Source organism: Amycolatopsis sp. lyj-108, assembly GCF_046549005.1.
In the GTDB taxonomy this organism is placed as follows: Bacteria; Actinomycetota; Actinomycetes; order Mycobacteriales; family Pseudonocardiaceae; genus Amycolatopsis.
The window spans coordinates 1-14,725 of record NZ_JAJPWQ010000018.1; the positions used below are offsets into that span (position 1 = coordinate 1).

13 protein-coding genes and 1 rRNA gene are annotated in these 14,725 nt (G+C 70.1%); 11 read left to right on the forward strand and 3 right to left on the reverse strand.

What is annotated here, in order from left to right:
* The first annotated feature begins 6 nt into the window (after positions 1–6).
* From rrf to ACLJO0_RS42085, 9 genes are all read left to right on the forward strand, one after another.
* Positions 7–123: ribosomal RNA gene (gene rrf, locus ACLJO0_RS42045) — 5S ribosomal RNA — on the forward strand.
* A 163-nt stretch (positions 124–286) separates the two neighbouring features.
* Positions 287–2,260, forward strand: coding sequence for a hypothetical protein (locus tag ACLJO0_RS42050; protein WP_410585503.1), 1,974 nt, complete (start codon positions 287–289; stop codon positions 2,258–2,260).
* Entirely contained in the window at positions 2,253–3,242 is a 990-nt protein-coding gene (locus tag ACLJO0_RS42055; protein ID WP_410585504.1) for an HAD-IIA family hydrolase, read from the forward strand. The genes ACLJO0_RS42050 and ACLJO0_RS42055 overlap by 8 nt, the downstream gene beginning before the upstream one ends.
* A 43-nt stretch (positions 3,243–3,285) precedes the next feature.
* A complete protein-coding gene (locus ACLJO0_RS42060) occupies positions 3,286–3,507 on the forward strand; it encodes a hypothetical protein (protein ID WP_410585575.1) in 222 nt (73 codons plus the stop codon).
* A gap of 4 nt (positions 3,508–3,511) precedes the next feature.
* Positions 3,512–4,327: a TlyA family RNA methyltransferase gene (locus ACLJO0_RS42065; protein WP_410585505.1), complete on the forward strand. Its 816-nt coding sequence runs from the start codon at positions 3,512–3,514 to the stop codon at positions 4,325–4,327.
* Complete coding sequence (locus tag ACLJO0_RS42070) at positions 4,324–5,235, forward strand: NAD kinase (RefSeq protein WP_125797207.1); 912 nt, start codon at positions 4,324–4,326, stop codon at positions 5,233–5,235. The genes ACLJO0_RS42065 and ACLJO0_RS42070 overlap by 4 nt, the downstream gene beginning before the upstream one ends.
* A gap of 53 nt (positions 5,236–5,288) precedes the next feature.
* The gene (recN, locus tag ACLJO0_RS42075; protein WP_125786270.1) at positions 5,289–7,136 is read left to right on the forward strand and encodes a DNA repair protein RecN; all 1,848 of its coding nucleotides are present in this window, start codon (positions 5,289–5,291) and stop codon (positions 7,134–7,136) included.
* A 103-nt stretch (positions 7,137–7,239) separates the two neighbouring features.
* Entirely contained in the window at positions 7,240–8,424 is a 1,185-nt protein-coding gene (gene steA, locus ACLJO0_RS42080) for a putative cytokinetic ring protein SteA (RefSeq protein WP_125786271.1), read from the forward strand.
* Entirely contained in the window at positions 8,421–9,368 is a 948-nt protein-coding gene (locus tag ACLJO0_RS42085) for a copper transporter (RefSeq protein WP_125797209.1), read from the forward strand. Before steA ends, ACLJO0_RS42085 begins: the two co-directional genes overlap by 4 nt.
* 46 nt (positions 9,369–9,414) lie before the next feature.
* On the opposite strand, the gene ACLJO0_RS42090 is transcribed toward ACLJO0_RS42085, so the two are convergent.
* A complete protein-coding gene (locus tag ACLJO0_RS42090) occupies positions 9,415–10,134 on the reverse strand; it encodes an aspartate/glutamate racemase family protein (protein WP_410585506.1) in 720 nt (239 codons plus the stop codon).
* A complete protein-coding gene (locus ACLJO0_RS42095; RefSeq protein ID WP_410585507.1) occupies positions 10,134–11,576 on the reverse strand; it encodes an NCS1 family nucleobase:cation symporter-1 in 1,443 nt (480 codons plus the stop codon). Before ACLJO0_RS42095 ends, ACLJO0_RS42090 begins: the two co-directional genes overlap by 1 nt.
* 149 nt (positions 11,577–11,725) lie before the next feature.
* Here ACLJO0_RS42095 and ACLJO0_RS42100 point away from each other — a divergent pair, with 149 nt between their 5' ends.
* Positions 11,726–12,403, forward strand: coding sequence for a GntR family transcriptional regulator (locus ACLJO0_RS42100; RefSeq protein WP_410585508.1), 678 nt, complete (start codon positions 11,726–11,728; stop codon positions 12,401–12,403).
* A gap of 23 nt (positions 12,404–12,426) precedes the next feature.
* Positions 12,427–13,362, forward strand: a complete 936-nt coding sequence (locus ACLJO0_RS42105) for a phosphotransferase (protein WP_410585509.1) — start codon at positions 12,427–12,429, stop codon at positions 13,360–13,362.
* Here the strand turns inward: ACLJO0_RS42105 and aroA are convergent.
* Positions 13,359–14,645 carry a 3-phosphoshikimate 1-carboxyvinyltransferase gene (gene aroA / locus ACLJO0_RS42110; protein ID WP_410585510.1) on the reverse strand — a complete coding sequence of 429 codons (1,287 nt, stop codon included), beginning with the start codon at positions 14,643–14,645 and terminating at the stop codon, positions 13,359–13,361. The genes ACLJO0_RS42105 and aroA overlap by 4 nt on opposite strands.
* Positions 14,646–14,725 lie beyond the last annotated feature (80 nt).

A 14,725-nucleotide genomic window follows, 5' to 3' on the forward strand; every position in this document is an offset into this window, starting at 1 on the left:
TAGTGTTTCGGTGGTTATAGCGTCAGGGAAACGCCCGGTCCCATTCCGAACCCGGAAGCTAAGCCTGACAGCGCCGATGGTACTGCAACCGAAGGGTTGTGGGAGAGTAGGACACCGCCGGACTAACTTCAGGACAGGGTCCTGACCAGGGTTGAGAACCCCACAGGTTCTCCCCGGGTCAGGGCCCTGTCTCTTTTCATGTCCATGGACCGACTAGAATGGTCCGTTGGCCCACCTGACGGGTGGGCGCAAGTGTCGAAACTTTTCAATAGTGGCAGGAGGCCAGGTGTCCGAGTTCGGTCGACGTGACTCAGATGATGGCGCGTCCGGCCGGTCGGGTCGCCGGGACGACAGTCCCCGCGGAGGCCGGTCTGACGCGCAGCGAGGTGACCGGCGCGGTTCCGCCGGCGGCGGGCAGGACCGGGGCGGCCGCGATGGTGGCTACCAAGGTCGCCCGCGTCGTGACGACCGCGGCGCACGCGGTACCGGCGGCAGCTATCCCGGCAAGCCCGCGCGCAGTGGCGACGGTCCCCGTGACCAGCGCCCCGGTGGCAGCCGGTTCGCAGGCCAGGGGCGTGACGAGAACCGCCCGCGCTACAACAACAGCAGCGACGACCGTCGTGGCCCCGGTGCCGGCGACCGGTCGGGTGGCCGCGACAACGACCGTCGTGGCGGTTACCGCTCCGACGACCGGCGCGACAGCCGTGACAACAAGGGCGCCGACCGCGGCGGTTTCCGTTCGGACAATCGTGGCGGCGACAGCCGTGGCGGCTACCGCTCCGACAACCGGGGTGGCGACAGTCGCGGCGGTGACCGCGGTGGTTACCGGTCCGACAACCGCGACAGCCGGGACAACCGTGGCGGCGATCGCGGTGGATACCGCGGCGGCGACAACCGTGGCAATGACAGTCGCGGCGGTGACAACCGCGGGGGCTACCGGTCCGACAACCGGGGTGGCGACCGCGGCGGTCACCGCTCGTCCGACAGCCGTCCCGAGCGTCGCTACGACAGCCGTTCGGACAATCGCTCCGACAGCCGTTCCGAGAACCGGTACGAGAAGCGCTCCGACAGCCGCCCGGCTCGTTCCGGTTACGGCTCGGACAACCGCGGCCGTTCCGACGACCGCCCGTCCGGCAGCCGTTACGAAGGACGCCCCCAGGGCAAGTCCTACGGTGACCGCGACAACCGCGGTGACGACAAACGGAGTGACGACAAGCGCGGCGACGATCGGCGTCCGTCCTACCGCGACGACCGCGGTGGGTCCCGTTCCGGTGGCTACAGCGGCGGCGACCGTCGTGGTCCGTCCTCGAGCGACCGCCGTCCCAGCAGTGGTGGCTACGAGCGCAAGAGCTTCGGCGACCGCGACAAGCGTGGCGACGACAAGCGCGGTGCCTACCGGCCGTCCGGTGACCGTCCTGTCAGTCGTTCGTCCGACCGGCCGGAGAAGCGCTACGACGACAAGCGCGGCGGCTTCGACCGCAAGCGCGACGACCGTCCCCAGCGTGACCGTTCCGAAGGACGGAAGGACTTCCGTTCGTCGCCTCGCACCGAGGACAAGCCGGTCGACGACGAGACCTTGGCGCGTGAGTTGCTCGCGGCTCCGGAGCTGCCGGAAGGCATCGAGTTCTCGGATCTCGACGAGGAGGTCCGCCGGGAACTCCGCACGCTGCCCAAGGCACTCGCGGAAACCGTCGGCAAGCACCTCGTCGCGGCCGGTGGCCTCGTCGACGAAGACCCCGAAGCCGCGATGGAGCACGCCAAGTACGCGAAGGCCAAGGCGTCGCGGGTCCCGATCGTCCGTGAGGCGCTCGGCCTGGTCGCCTACCACGCGGGCAACTGGTCCGAGGCACTGTCCGAGCTGCGGGCCGTCCGCCGGATGACCCGGACCGACGAACACATCGCGATCATCGCCGACGCGGAGCGCGCCATCGGCCGTCCGGAGCGGGCACTCGACCTCGCGAAGGAGGTCGACAAGGAGCGCCTGGCCAAGGCGACCCAGATCGAACTCGCGATCGTCGCCGCCGGCGCCCGGCGTGACCTCGGCCAGCTGGACGCCGCCGTCGTCTCCCTCCAGGGCGACGACCTCAAGGCGGAGAAGCGCGACCCGTGGAGCGCCCGGCTGTTCTACGCCTACGCCGACAACCTCGCCGCCGCCGACCGCAAGGACGAGGCGATCCGCTGGTTCCTGAACGCGGCAGAGGCCGACGAGGAGGACGAGACCGACGCCGCCGAGCGCGCCGCGGAGCTCACGAATGGCTGACGCTCTGTCGGCCGGGTACGACGCGGTCCTGTTCGACCTCGACGGCACGGTTTACCACGGCGGCATCGTGGTCCCGGGCGCACCGGAAGCACTCCGGGCGCTTCGGGACCACGGCACCGCCGTCCGGTGGGTGACCAACAACGCCTCCAAGGCGCCCGCGGAGGTCTCCGCACACCTGGAGGCACTTGGACTCCCGGCCACCCCCGAGGAAGTCCACACGAGCTCTCAGGCCGCCGCCACCCTGCTGGGTGAGCGGCTGCCTCAGGGCTCCGTGGTGCTCGTCGTGGGCACGGACTCACTGGCCGCCCAGATCGAAACGGCCGGGCTGCGGACGGTCCGGGAAGCCGGTCCGGACGTGGCCGCCGTCGTCCAGGGGCATTCCCCGGAGAACACCTGGGCCGCGCTCGCGGAGGCGTGCCTCGCCATCCGAGCGGGCGCGCTGTGGGTGGCGACCAACGTCGACGCCACCCTGCCGACCGAACGCGGGCTGCTGCCGGGCAACGGGTCGATGGTGGCCGCGTTGCGCACCGCCACCGGCGTCGAACCGCTGGTGGCCGGCAAGCCGGCGCCGCTGCTGTTCACCACGGCGGCGCGGGACGCGGGCGCGGAGCGGGCGCTCGTCGTCGGCGACCGGCTGGACACCGACATCGAGGGCGCGGTCGCGGCCGGGATCGACGCGCTCTGCGTCCTGACCGGCGTCGCCGACGCGGCGTCCTTGATCAAGGCCAGGCCCGAGGAGCGTCCCCGTTATCTCTCGTGGGATCTGTCCGGGTTGAGCAGCCGCGCGGAGCTGCTCGAAATCGGACCCAAGGACGGCTGGCGTGTCACCGCACAGGGTGACGTGCTCGAAGCCGACGGTGAAGGCGACTCCCTCGACCTGTTGCGCGCATTGTGCGCGGCGGCCTGGGAGTCGGGGATCACCGAGGTCCGTGGTGTGGGCGACACCGCCCGCGCCGCGCTCGGCGAGCTGCGCCTCGCCTGACCAGCGCTGCTAACTTGGTGGGGTGCAAGACCACTTCCACCCCGTGCCGCGACCGCCGGTACCAGGCCCTCCGCCGGTGCCTGGACCCCCGGCGGTCCAGGTTGACCAGTTCGAGCAGCAGGACACGGATCCCCGAGCCGGGATCGACGAAGCCGTGGCGGGTCTCGACGACCTCGCCGCGCTTCCGCTCTCGGAGCACGTCGACCGCTTCGAAGCCGTGCACACCGAGCTGACGGTGGCGCTGTCCACCATCGACAAGGTCTGACCGCGTGCCCAAACGCGCCCGCCTGGACGCGGAGCTCGTCCGGCGGGGTCTCGCCCGTTCCCGGGAGCAGGCGTCCGCGCTGATCGCCGATGGCAAGGTCAGCGTGCGCGGGATGGTGGCCACCAAACCCGCGACAGGGGTCGAATCCGGCGCGCCGATCGTGGTGCGCGACAGCGACGACCCCGGCTGGGCCTCCCGCGGCGCGCACAAACTACTCGGCGCGCTCGAAGCCTTCACCCCGCAAGGCCTTTCCACCGAAGGAAAGCGCTGCCTCGACGCGGGCGCTTCGACCGGTGGCTTCACCGATGTCCTGCTGCGCAACGGCGCCGCCACGGTGATCGCCGCCGACGTGGGCCGCGGCCTGCTGGACTGGCGGCTGCGCACCGACGACCGCGTGGTCGTGCTCGACAAGACGAACGTCCGCAACCTGACGCCGGAAGATCTCGGCGGGCAGGTCGACCTCGTGGTCGGGGACCTTTCGTTCATCTCGCTCAAACTCGTGCTGCCCGCGCTGGCCGCGTGCGCGCGGGACGGCGCCGATCTGGTGCCGATGGTGAAACCGCAGTTCGAAGTGGGCAAGGACCGGCTCGGCAGTGGCGGCGTCGTCCGTGACCCGGAGCTCCGGGTCGAATCCGTGCTCGGCGTGCTCGCCGAGGCCGAGAAGCTGGACCTGCGTCTGCGCGGCGTCGTGGCGAGCCCGCTTCCCGGGCCGTCCGGGAACGTCGAATACTTCGTCTGGCTTACCCGCGGGGCGGGGGAGACCGTCGGCACCGATGCCGAGCGGCTCGTCCGCACCGCAGTCCTGGAGGGACCCCAATGAGCGATCGCGAGGTGCTGCTCGTCGTGCACCCGGACCGGGACGCGACCCGGGACGCGGCACGTGAGGTGTCGGCCCGTTTCGCCAAGGCCGGTGTGCGGCTGCGGGTGCTCGACGAGGACGTGAAGGAGATGCTGGAGGCGGACGGCGGGATCGGCGGGCCCTGCACGGTCATGGCGCCGGAACAGGATCCGGCCGCCGGGACCGAGCTGGTGTTCGTGCTCGGCGGCGACGGCACGCTGTTGCGGGCCGCGGAACTGGCCAGGCCGAACGGCGTTCCGGTGCTGGGGGTGAACCTCGGCCGCGTCGGCTTCCTTGCCGAGGCCGATTCCGACAAGCTCGCCGACACCGTCCAGCGCGCCGTCGACGGTGACTACCAGGTCGAAGAGCGGATGACCGTCGACGTCGTCGTGACCGTCGACGGTGAGGAGACCGTCAACACGTGGGCGCTCAACGAAGCCAGTGTCGAGAAGAGCTCGCGTGAGCGCGTCCTGGACGCGCTCATCGAGGTCGACGGAAGGCCCGTGTCGTCCTTCGGCTGCGACGGCGTCCTCTGTGCCACACCGACCGGCTCGACGGCGTACGCGTTCTCCGCGGGCGGGCCGATCATCTGGCCGGACGTCCAGGCCCTGCTGGTGGTCCCGAGCAACGCGCACGCGATGTTCTCCCGGCCGCTGGTCGTCTCGCGCGATTCGGAGATCACCGTCGCCATCGATCCGGACGGCTCACCCGCCGTCCTGACCTGCGACGGATCGCGGACCTTCGATCTTCCCGCCGGCGCGGCCGTACGGGTCACCTGCGGCCGGGTGCCGGTGCGGCTGATCCGGTTGTGGGAAGGCCCGTTCACCGACCGGCTGGTGCACAAGTTCTCGTTGCCGATCAAGGGCTGGCGGGAACGACACGCCCGCTGACGGATGTCAGGAAAGGGTCGTTCAGGACAAAAAACGTCTTGAACGACCCTTTCATGACGTGCCGGGTGCGGGAATGGTCGGGGTGGGCCGCTACGGTGGGCGTCGTGCTGGCCGAGATGCGCATCCAGGGCCTCGGAGTCATCGAGGACGCCCTGCTGGAACTGCACGCGGGCTTCACCGTCGTCACCGGTGAGACGGGTGCGGGCAAGACCATGGTCGTCAGCGGGTTGCACCTGCTCTCCGGCGGCCGAGCCGAAGTGTCCAAGGTGCGGACGGGAATGCTGAAGGCCTTCGTGGAAGGCCGATTCGAGTTGGGCGGCGCGGAGGGCGCCACCCGGATCGTCACCGACGCCGGGGCGGAGGTCGACGAGGACGGCAGCGTCATCGCGCTGCGCGCGGTCTCGGTCGACGGCCGGTCCCGCGCCCACCTCGGCGGCCGTTCGGTGCCGGTCGGTGTGCTGGCTGATCTGTCCGAGCAGCTGATCGCGGTCCACGGGCAGAACGATCAGCTGCGGCTGCTGCGGCCCGCCGAGCAGCGCGCGGTGATCGACCGGTTCGCCGGTGAAGCCGTCACCGCACCGCTCGAGCGCTATCGCGCGGTGCGGGACGAATGGCTCGCCGTCGTCGCCGAACTGACCGAGCGGTCCACCCGGTCCCGTGAGATGGCCCAGCAGGCGGACCTGTTGCGGCACGGGCTCACCGAGATCGACGCCGTCGCGCCCGAACCGGGCGAGGACACCGAACTCACCGAACAGATCAAGCGGCTCGCCGCGGTCGACGAGCTGCGGGCGTCGGCCAGTGCGGCGCACGCCGCCGTCGCCGGTTCGGCGGACGGGGATCCGGACGCGCCCGGCGCGCTGGGGCTGATCGGGGAGGCGACCCGCCACCTGAACGGTTCCGAGGACGCCGTGCTGCGGGAACTCGGGCCCCGCCTGGACGAAGCTTCGGTGCTGCTGTCCGAAGTGGGCACCGAGCTGGGCAGTTACCTCGAAACGCTCGACGCCGACCCGGCGTTGCTGGAGAAGGTGCTAGCGCGCCAGGCCGATCTGAAGCGGCTCACGCGCAAATACGCGGCCGACGTGGACGGCGTGCTCGCCTGGGCCGACGACGCCCGCCGCCGGATGTCCACGATGGACACCTCCGAGGAAGCGCTGGCCGAACTGGCCAAGCGCCGCGACGAACTCGCCGTCACGCTGGCGGAACACGCACTGACCCTGTCGGAGGCGCGCGTCGAAGCCGCCGCCGAACTGGCCGAGGCCATCACCGCCGAGATGTCCGGGCTCGCCATGGGACAGGCCGAGATCGAGATCACCGTCGAGCGGCGCACCGTGGACGAAAGCGATCCGCACGCGGTGAAGGTCGAAGGCAGGCTGGTGCACGCCGGCCCCGACGGGGTCGACGACGTCGAGTTGCTGCTGCGCGCGCACAACGGCGCACCGCCGCTTCCGGTGCACAAGGCCGCTTCCGGCGGTGAGCTTTCCCGCGTGATGCTGGCGATCGAGGTCGTCCTCGCGCATGCGGACACCGTGCAGACGCTCGTGTTCGACGAGGTCGACGCCGGGGTCGGCGGCCGGGCCGCGGTCGAGATCGGCAGGCGGCTCGCGCGGCTGGCGCGCAGTCACCAGGTCCTGGTGGTCACGCACCTGCCGCAGGTGGCCGCGTTCGCCGATCAGCATCTGGTGGTGGACAAGGGGACCAGCGGCGGGGTGACCCGCAGTGGCGTGCGCGTGCTCGAACAATCGGAGCGCGTCGTCGAACTCGCCCGCATGCTCGCCGGAATGGAAAGCACCGAGACCGGCCGGGCGCACGCGGAGGAATTGCTCGCCGTCGCCGAGGCCGACAAGAGCGCGCCGGACAAGCCCAAGGCCCGTCGTGGCGGAAAGCGAAAGAAAGCGAAGTAGTGCCTGTCACGACCGGGTAGCCCGATCCGGTGTGGGTTAATCGGCGTGTTTCCATCGGCGTGGCGGACACGGAAGGCCGCGCGGATTTGTCACTATCGGTCGCATGAAGCTCACCGGCTTGCTCTCGCGTAACCAAGAGACCCTCCCCGGGATCACCGGCGTCGCCAGGGTCGACAGGCGTACGCGTGAGCTGCTCCGCCGGCTGAGCCCTGGCGACATCGTCGTCCTCGACCAGCTCGATCTCGACCGGTCGACGGCGGATGCCTTGGTGGAGGCCGAAGTCGCGGCGGTGGTGAACGCCTCGCCGTCGATCTCCGGCCGATTCCCGAACCTGGGCCCGGAGATCCTGCTCGAGGCCGGGATCCCGCTGGTCGATTCGGTCGGCGGCGAACTGTTGCGCAAGGTGAAGGACGGCACGAAACTCCGCCTGCACGAGGGCGTCGTCTACATCGGTGAGCGGCAGCTCGGATCGGGGGTCCAGCAGACGCGCGAGAGCGTCGCGGACCAGATGATCGAGGCCAAGGCCGGGATGTCCACCCAGCTGGAGGCGTTCTCCGCGAACACGATCGAATTCCTCCGCCGGGAACGCAGTCTCATCCTCGACGGTGTCGGCGTCCCGGAGATCCGGGTTCCGCTCAAGGACCGGCACGCCCTCGTGGTCGCGGGTGGCAACGGGCATGCCGAAGACCTCAAGAAACTGAAGAAGTACATCTCCGAGCACCGTCCGGTGCTGATCGGTGTCGACGCCGGGGCCGACACCCTGCGCGCGCAGGGATATCAGCCGGACGTCATCGTCGGCGACCCGCACGGAATCGGTGCCGAGACGCTGCGCAGCGGTGGCGAGGTCGTCGTGCCGGCGCAGCCGGACGGGCACGCGCCGGGTGTCGAGCGCATCCAGGACCTCGGGATCGGCGCCGTCACCTTCCCCGCGACGGGTAACGCCGAGGACCTCGCGCTGCTGCTGGCCGACGCGCACGAGGCGAGTCTCGTGGTCACCGTCGGCTTCCAGGCGACGCTGCGGGAATTCCTCGACCACGGCCGGTCCGGGTCGAATCCGTCCACGTTCCTCACCAGGCTCAAACTCGGCACGAAGCTGGTCGACGGCAAGGCGGTCGCGACCCTGCACCGCAGCCGGGTGTCCATCGGCGCCATCGTCCTGTTGGTGCTGGCGGCCCTGGTGGCCGTCGCGGCCGCGCTGCTGGTGTCCGACGTGGGTTCGGTCTACCTCGACTGGATCCGCGACACCTGGAACTCGTTCATCGCCTGGGGCAAGGGACTTTTCACGTGATTTCACTGCGGTACCACATCGTTTCCATCGCCGCCTGCTTCCTGGCGCTCGCCATCGGGGTGGTGCTCGGATCCACGGCGCTGAACGGTTCGCTGCTGGCCGGGCTGGCCGGGCAGAAGGAGGACCTGGGTTCCCAGGTCGCGGATCTGGAGGCGCAGCGCAACTCGCTGAACGCGAGGCTCGGTGACGCGGACGCGTTCGCCGGTGCGATGGGGCCGAAGGTCGTCGCCGGGCAGCTCGACAAGCGTTCGGTGGTGCTGGTGACCACTGAGGACGCGAAGCCCGCGGACCGCGACGCGCTCAAGCAACTCATCGGGCAGGCGGGTGCCGCCGTCACCGGCGAGATCCAGCTGACCGAGGCGTTCTCCGACCCGATGCGGTCGGATCAGCTGCGTGACGTCGTCTCGCGGTTGCAGCCCGCCGGTGTGCAGTTCCCGACCGCGGGCGACCCCGGCACCCTCGCCGGTGCTCTGCTCGGCTCGGTGGCGCTGCTGAACAAGGACAACGCGCAGCCGCAGTCCACTCCGGTGGAGCTGGCGGCCGCGCTCGGCGGGCTGACCGACGGCGGTTTCCTCAAGACCGGCGGGGAGGTGAAGCCGGCGCAGCTCGCGATCGTGCTCACCGGCTCCAAGTACACCGGGGACGGCGCCGGTGACCGTGCCTCGACCGTCGCGCGGTTCGCCGCGCAGCTCGACCGTTCCGGCGCGGGCACCGTCCTGGCGGGCGACGCGGGGTCCGCGGACGGCACCGGCGCGATCGGCGTCGTCCGCGCCGACACCTCGTCGACCTCCATCCTGTCCACTGTGGACAACGCGGAGACCGCCGCCGGCCGGGTCACCACGATCATGGCGCTGCGCGAGCAGCTCGAAGGCGGCGCGGGGCGCTACGGTATCGCGGGTAACGCCCAGGCTCCCGCACCCGGTATCGCCGCCGCCGGCAACTAGCTCCCTTCGCAATTCGGCACCTGGTTGCGATCGTGAGACATCGCAATCAGGTGCCGAATTGCGTGGGCCAGAGGCGGGTTTTCGGGAGCGGGCGGGCGTAGGAGCCTGCCCGGCTGGTCTTGAGGTTCAGCGCCACCAGGGATTCGGCGAGGCGGACGGCGGCGGCGACGCCGTCGATCACCGGGATGTCGAGCATCGCCGAAATCCGGCGATCGAGGCCCGTCATCCCGGCACAGCCTAGGACGAGGACTTCCGCACCCGCGTCGCGGGCGCGCCGTCCGGCGGTCAGCAGCGCGGATTCCGTCCGGCGTTCGTGGGTCAGTTCGAGCACGCCGAGCCCGGCACCGAGGACGCCGACGCAGTTCTGCGCGACCCCCGCGGTGTGCAGGCTGTCTTCGATGAGTCCGCACGTCCGGTCCAATGTGGTCACCACGCCATAGCGTCTTCCCAGCAGACAGGCCAGATGCGCGGCCGCTTCGGTGATGTCGACGACCGGGACGTCCAGCAGTTCCCGCGCGCCTTCCCGCCCGTGCTCGCCGAAACCGGCCAGCACGAGCGCGTCGAACGGCTCGTCCAGCCCGTTGAGAAGGTCGAGGACGGCCGCGGCGCTCAGGAAGCTGTCCAGCCAGCCTTCCGCGGATTCCGGTCCCCACAACGGTGTTCTGGCCAGGATTTCGGTGCCGGCGCTCGCCGCGGCGCGCGCGCCCGCCTCGATCTCCTTGGTCATCGCCTCGGTGGTGTTGCAGTTGGTGACCAGGATCCGCATCACGCGACCCGCTGTTTCCGCGACACGGCGAAGTACAGCGCCGCCGCGGAAGCGGTGCCGATGAACCACGAATACGGCGCGGCGGAGGCGAAGAACGGCACGAGGGCGATGATCGCGGACAACGCCGCCGTGGGCAGGAAGGTGACCATCGCCCGCGGGTTGAACCCGCGTTTGTAATGGTACGGCGAATCCGGTCCGGCCACGAACAGCTTGTCCACGTCGATCCGGCCGCGTTTCACCAGGTAGTAATCCACGATCATGATGCCGAACAGCGGGCCGAGGAACGCCCCGAGGCCGCCGAGGAAGTAGTTGACCACCGCGGGGGAGGAGTACAGCTTCCACGGCAGCACGCACAACGCGGCGACCGCGCTGATCATCCCGCCGATGGTGAAGGTGATCCGTTTCGGCCAGATGTTGGCCAGGTCGTAGGCGGGGGAGACGAAGTTCGCGACGATGTTCACGCCCATGGTGGCGATCGCGAAGGTCAGCGCGCCGATGATCAGCACGGGTGTGTTGTCGATGCGGGCGAGCAGTTCGGCGGGGTCGGTGATGGCCTCGCCGAACACTTGGAGGCTGCCCGCGGTCACCAGCACCGACAGCAGCGCGAACGCCGTCGAGTTGATCGGCAGACCCCAGAAGTTCCCGCGCCGCACCGTTTTCTGGTTCGGGGAGAACCGGGAGAAGTCGCAGAAGTTGAGCATCAGGGTGCCGTAGATGGACAGGATCAGGCCGACCGCGCCGAACCACTGCCGTACTTGCTCCCCTGTGGACAGTGCCTTCGGGTTACTGGTCAAGGAGATGTTCCAGTCGGCGGCGGCCAGGATCCACACCGCGAGCGCGATCATCACGACCCAGATGCCGGGACCGCACCAGTCCTGGAACTTGCGCACGGCCTCCATCCCGCGGGTGAGCACCAGCGCCTGCGCGAGCCACAACGCGATGAAGCAGATCCAGCCGAGTGCGTGCAGGCCGAGGAAACCCACCTCTGTCAACGGTTTGAGCCCGGGATCGATCGCGAGCACCAGCAGCGTGATGGCCACGGACGCGAGGTAGGTCTGGATGCCGTACCAAAAGATGGCGATGATGGCGCGGATCAGCGCGGGCAGGTTCGCGCCGAAGGTGCCGAAACTGATGCGGGCGACCACGGGGAAGGGGACGCCGGTCTTCTGGCCGATCCGGCCCATCAGGTTCATGCCGAAGTAGATGAGCACGAACCCGGTCAGCAGCGCGGTGAACACCTGCCACGCCGAGAGCCCGAGGACGAACAGGCCCGCCGCGAAGGTGTAGTTGCCGAGGTTGTGCACGTCCGACATCCACAGCGCGAAGATGTCGTAGACCTTCCAGCGGCGTTCTTTCGCCGGGGCGAGATCTTCGTTCCAGAGCCGGGGATCGGCGTTCTCGGTGGTAGGCGCTTCGGACCGGGTTGCTGGGGCGGCGGTCATGCGGGGCCTCCGATCGACGGGACGTCCGGTCGATTTGGTATCCCAAAATTTGGCATCCCAAATATCACCCCGCGGTGGCCCGCCGTCAAGGTTCCTGCCGATAAACTCGGGTTACGAGCTGTTACGGCAGTGTTGAACGAGGGGGTCGGGTGGCCGAGGAAGGACCGCGTCAGCCGCTGGCCGCGACCCGGCAACGGGTCCGGGACGAGCTGCGCGAACGGATCCTCGACGGACGGCTGAAGCCGGGGGACAGGCTGGTCGAACGGGAACTCGCCGAGGGCCTCGGCGTCTCGCGGGTCCCGGTGCGCGAGGCCATCCGCAGCCTGGAGGCCGAAGGGTTCCTCACCGTCCAGTCGCCGCGGCGCATCGTCGTGCGCCAGCTGGCCAGGGCCGACGTCGAGGAGCTGTTCGACGTCCGTGAAGCACTCGAAGGGCTCGCCGCCGGGCTGGCCGCCGAACGGGCGGGCAAAGCGGAACTCCGCGCACTCGAACGGCTGCTCACGGACGCCGCCCGCGCGACCGAAAGCGGCGATGCGGCCCGGATCACCCTGCTCAACACCCGCTTCCACGACCAGATCGTCGCGCTGGCGGGCAACGGGCTCCTGCACGAGATCCTCCGCCCGCTCGAGGGCAGGCTGCGCTGGCTCACCAGCCAGAACGAGCACTGGGGCGAACTGCTCGACGAGCACCGCCGCCTCTACGACGCGATCGCTTCAGGCGACGCCGACTTGGCGCGGTCGCACGCAGTCGAACATGTGCGGGTGAACCGGGCGGTCACGCTGAAGGCGTTGTTCCCCGAAGATGACGGAGAACGCTCCGCCGGGTGAACCGGAGATGTCAGACTCGCGGCATGATCACCGACGAACAACGGGCCGCCCGCACCGCGCGGGCGGTGGCCGCCGCGGTTTCCGCGGGCCGCGACCTCGGACTGACGGTCACCGAACCCGAGGTCCTGTACGACGTTTTCTCCGTCATCGTGCGGCTGTCGCCGTCGCCCGTCGTCGTGCGCGTGCCGACCGTGCTGCCGCGCACGACCACACTGGAGACGCAACTGACCGACCAGCGGCGTGAACTCGCCGTCGCCGCCTGGCTCGCCGAGAAGGGGCTCCCGGTCGTCAAGCCGAGCCCGCTGGTCCCGGCGGAGCCCGTGCAGCGCGACGGTTTCTCGATGACCTTCTGGGAGCTCATCGAGTCCGTCGAGGACGCGAACCTCACCGCAGAGCGCTCGGCCGAGCTCGTCGCGAAGCTGCACGCCGCGCTCCGCGACTATCCCGGCGACCTGGCGTTCCTGAACGGTCTCGACCCGTTCATCCCCGACGGCCTCGCCCAGCTCGAAGGCAGGCCGGAGCTGCTCGCCCCGGCCGATCTCGACCGCGCCCGCCGCGAATGGGAGGTCTTCCGGCCGCTGCTGGCCTCGGAGGAGGCCTTCGCCGAGGCGTTCCCTGGGGCCACCGTCCAGCCGGTCCACGGTGACGCGCCGGGCTACAACCTGATCGTCACCACCGAAGGCGAGCTCTACTCCGACTTCGAGCTCGTCAACCGCGGCCCGATCGAACGTGACCTCGCCTTCAACGGCCCCGAAGGCATCGATGCCTACAACGCCGCCGCTAGGGAACTCGGGCTGCGCGAGGTCGACGAAGGCTTGCTGCGGACCTTCGAAGCGGTGGGCCTGCTTCAGGTGATCGCGTGCCTGGCGATGGCGCCCGACCTGCCCATGCTCGTCGACGGCCTCAAGTCGATGATCGACCAGTGGCGGGAAACCCCGTTCGCGGGAGGGCTCGCCTAGCCGAGCATCGAGGTCCAGGCTTCGCCGAATCCGGGGAAGGTCTTCCCGACCGTCCCCGGATTCTCCACCTCGACGCCTTCGACCTTCAGGCCGAGCACCGCGGCCGCCATCACCAGCCGGTGGTCGTCGTAGGTGCGGAACTTCCCGCCGTGCAGCGGCGCCGGCGTGATCCGCAGCCCGTCCTCGGTCTCGCGGACGTCGGCGCCGAGCGACGACAGTTCGGTGGCGAGCGCGGTCAGCCGGTCGGTCTCGTGGCCGCGCAGATGCGCCACCCCGGAGATGACCGACGGTCCCTCGGCGAAGCACAGGAGCGCCGCGATGACCGGTGTCAGTTCGCCGACATCGTGCAAGTCCAGTTCGACGCCGGGGATCGTGCCGCTTGCGGTGACCGTCAGGCCGCCCGCGTCGAGTTCGGCGGTGGCGCCCAGGACGGGCATCAGGCTGCGCAGCCAGTCGCCCGGCTGGGTCGTCCGCTGCGGCCAGCCCGCGATCCGCACCGTGCCGCCGGTCGCGACCGCAGCGGCGACGAACGGGGCGGCCGTCGAGAGATCCGGCTCGACGATGTACTCGGGGCAGGAAAGCCTTGTCGGCGCGACGTGGAACTCGTCGCCCTCGCGCTCCACAGTGGCCCCGAAGCGGCGGAGCATTTCGACGGTCATCGCGATATGCGGTTCGCTCGGCACCTCTCCGCCGACCAGGCGCACGGTGACACCCTGCTGGAACGACGGCCCCGCGAGCAGCAGCGCGGACAGGAACTGGCTCGACGCCGACGAATCCAGGTCGACCTTGCCGCCACGCAGGCCGCCTTCGCCGTGGACGGTGAACGGCGGCGCGTCGCGGCGGTCGTCGTCGATGCGGGCACCGAGGCCGCGCAACGCCTTCAACAGCGGCCCGATGGGACGGCGGCGGATCGCCTCGTCGCCGTCGAACAGCGCCGGGCCGGTGCCCAGCGCGGCGAGCGCGGGCGTGAACCTGGCGACCGTGCCCGCGTTGCCGAGTTCCACCCGGACGGTCTCTTCGGGATGGACACGGCCGGGGCCGAGCGGGTGCACGAGATAGCCGCCGATGCTGCCCTGCGAGTGCGCGCCGAGCGTGTAGAGGGCGCCGAGCATCAGCCGCGCGTCCCGGGAGTCGAGCGGGGTCCGCACCCGCGTCGGCGCGCTGGCGAGCGCGGCGAGGACGTAGGCCCGGTTGGTGATCGACTTCGAGCCGGGGACGCGGATGTCCGCGTCGAGCGGGCCTTCCGCGACCGGTGCGGTCCAGGTGTCGTGCGCGTCTGTCACGCCGCGAGGGTAGCGGTTTTCCACTCCATCGGACGCTTGCGGCGTGGCCGGTGAGCGCTCCGGCGGGCGTGCGATAAGGT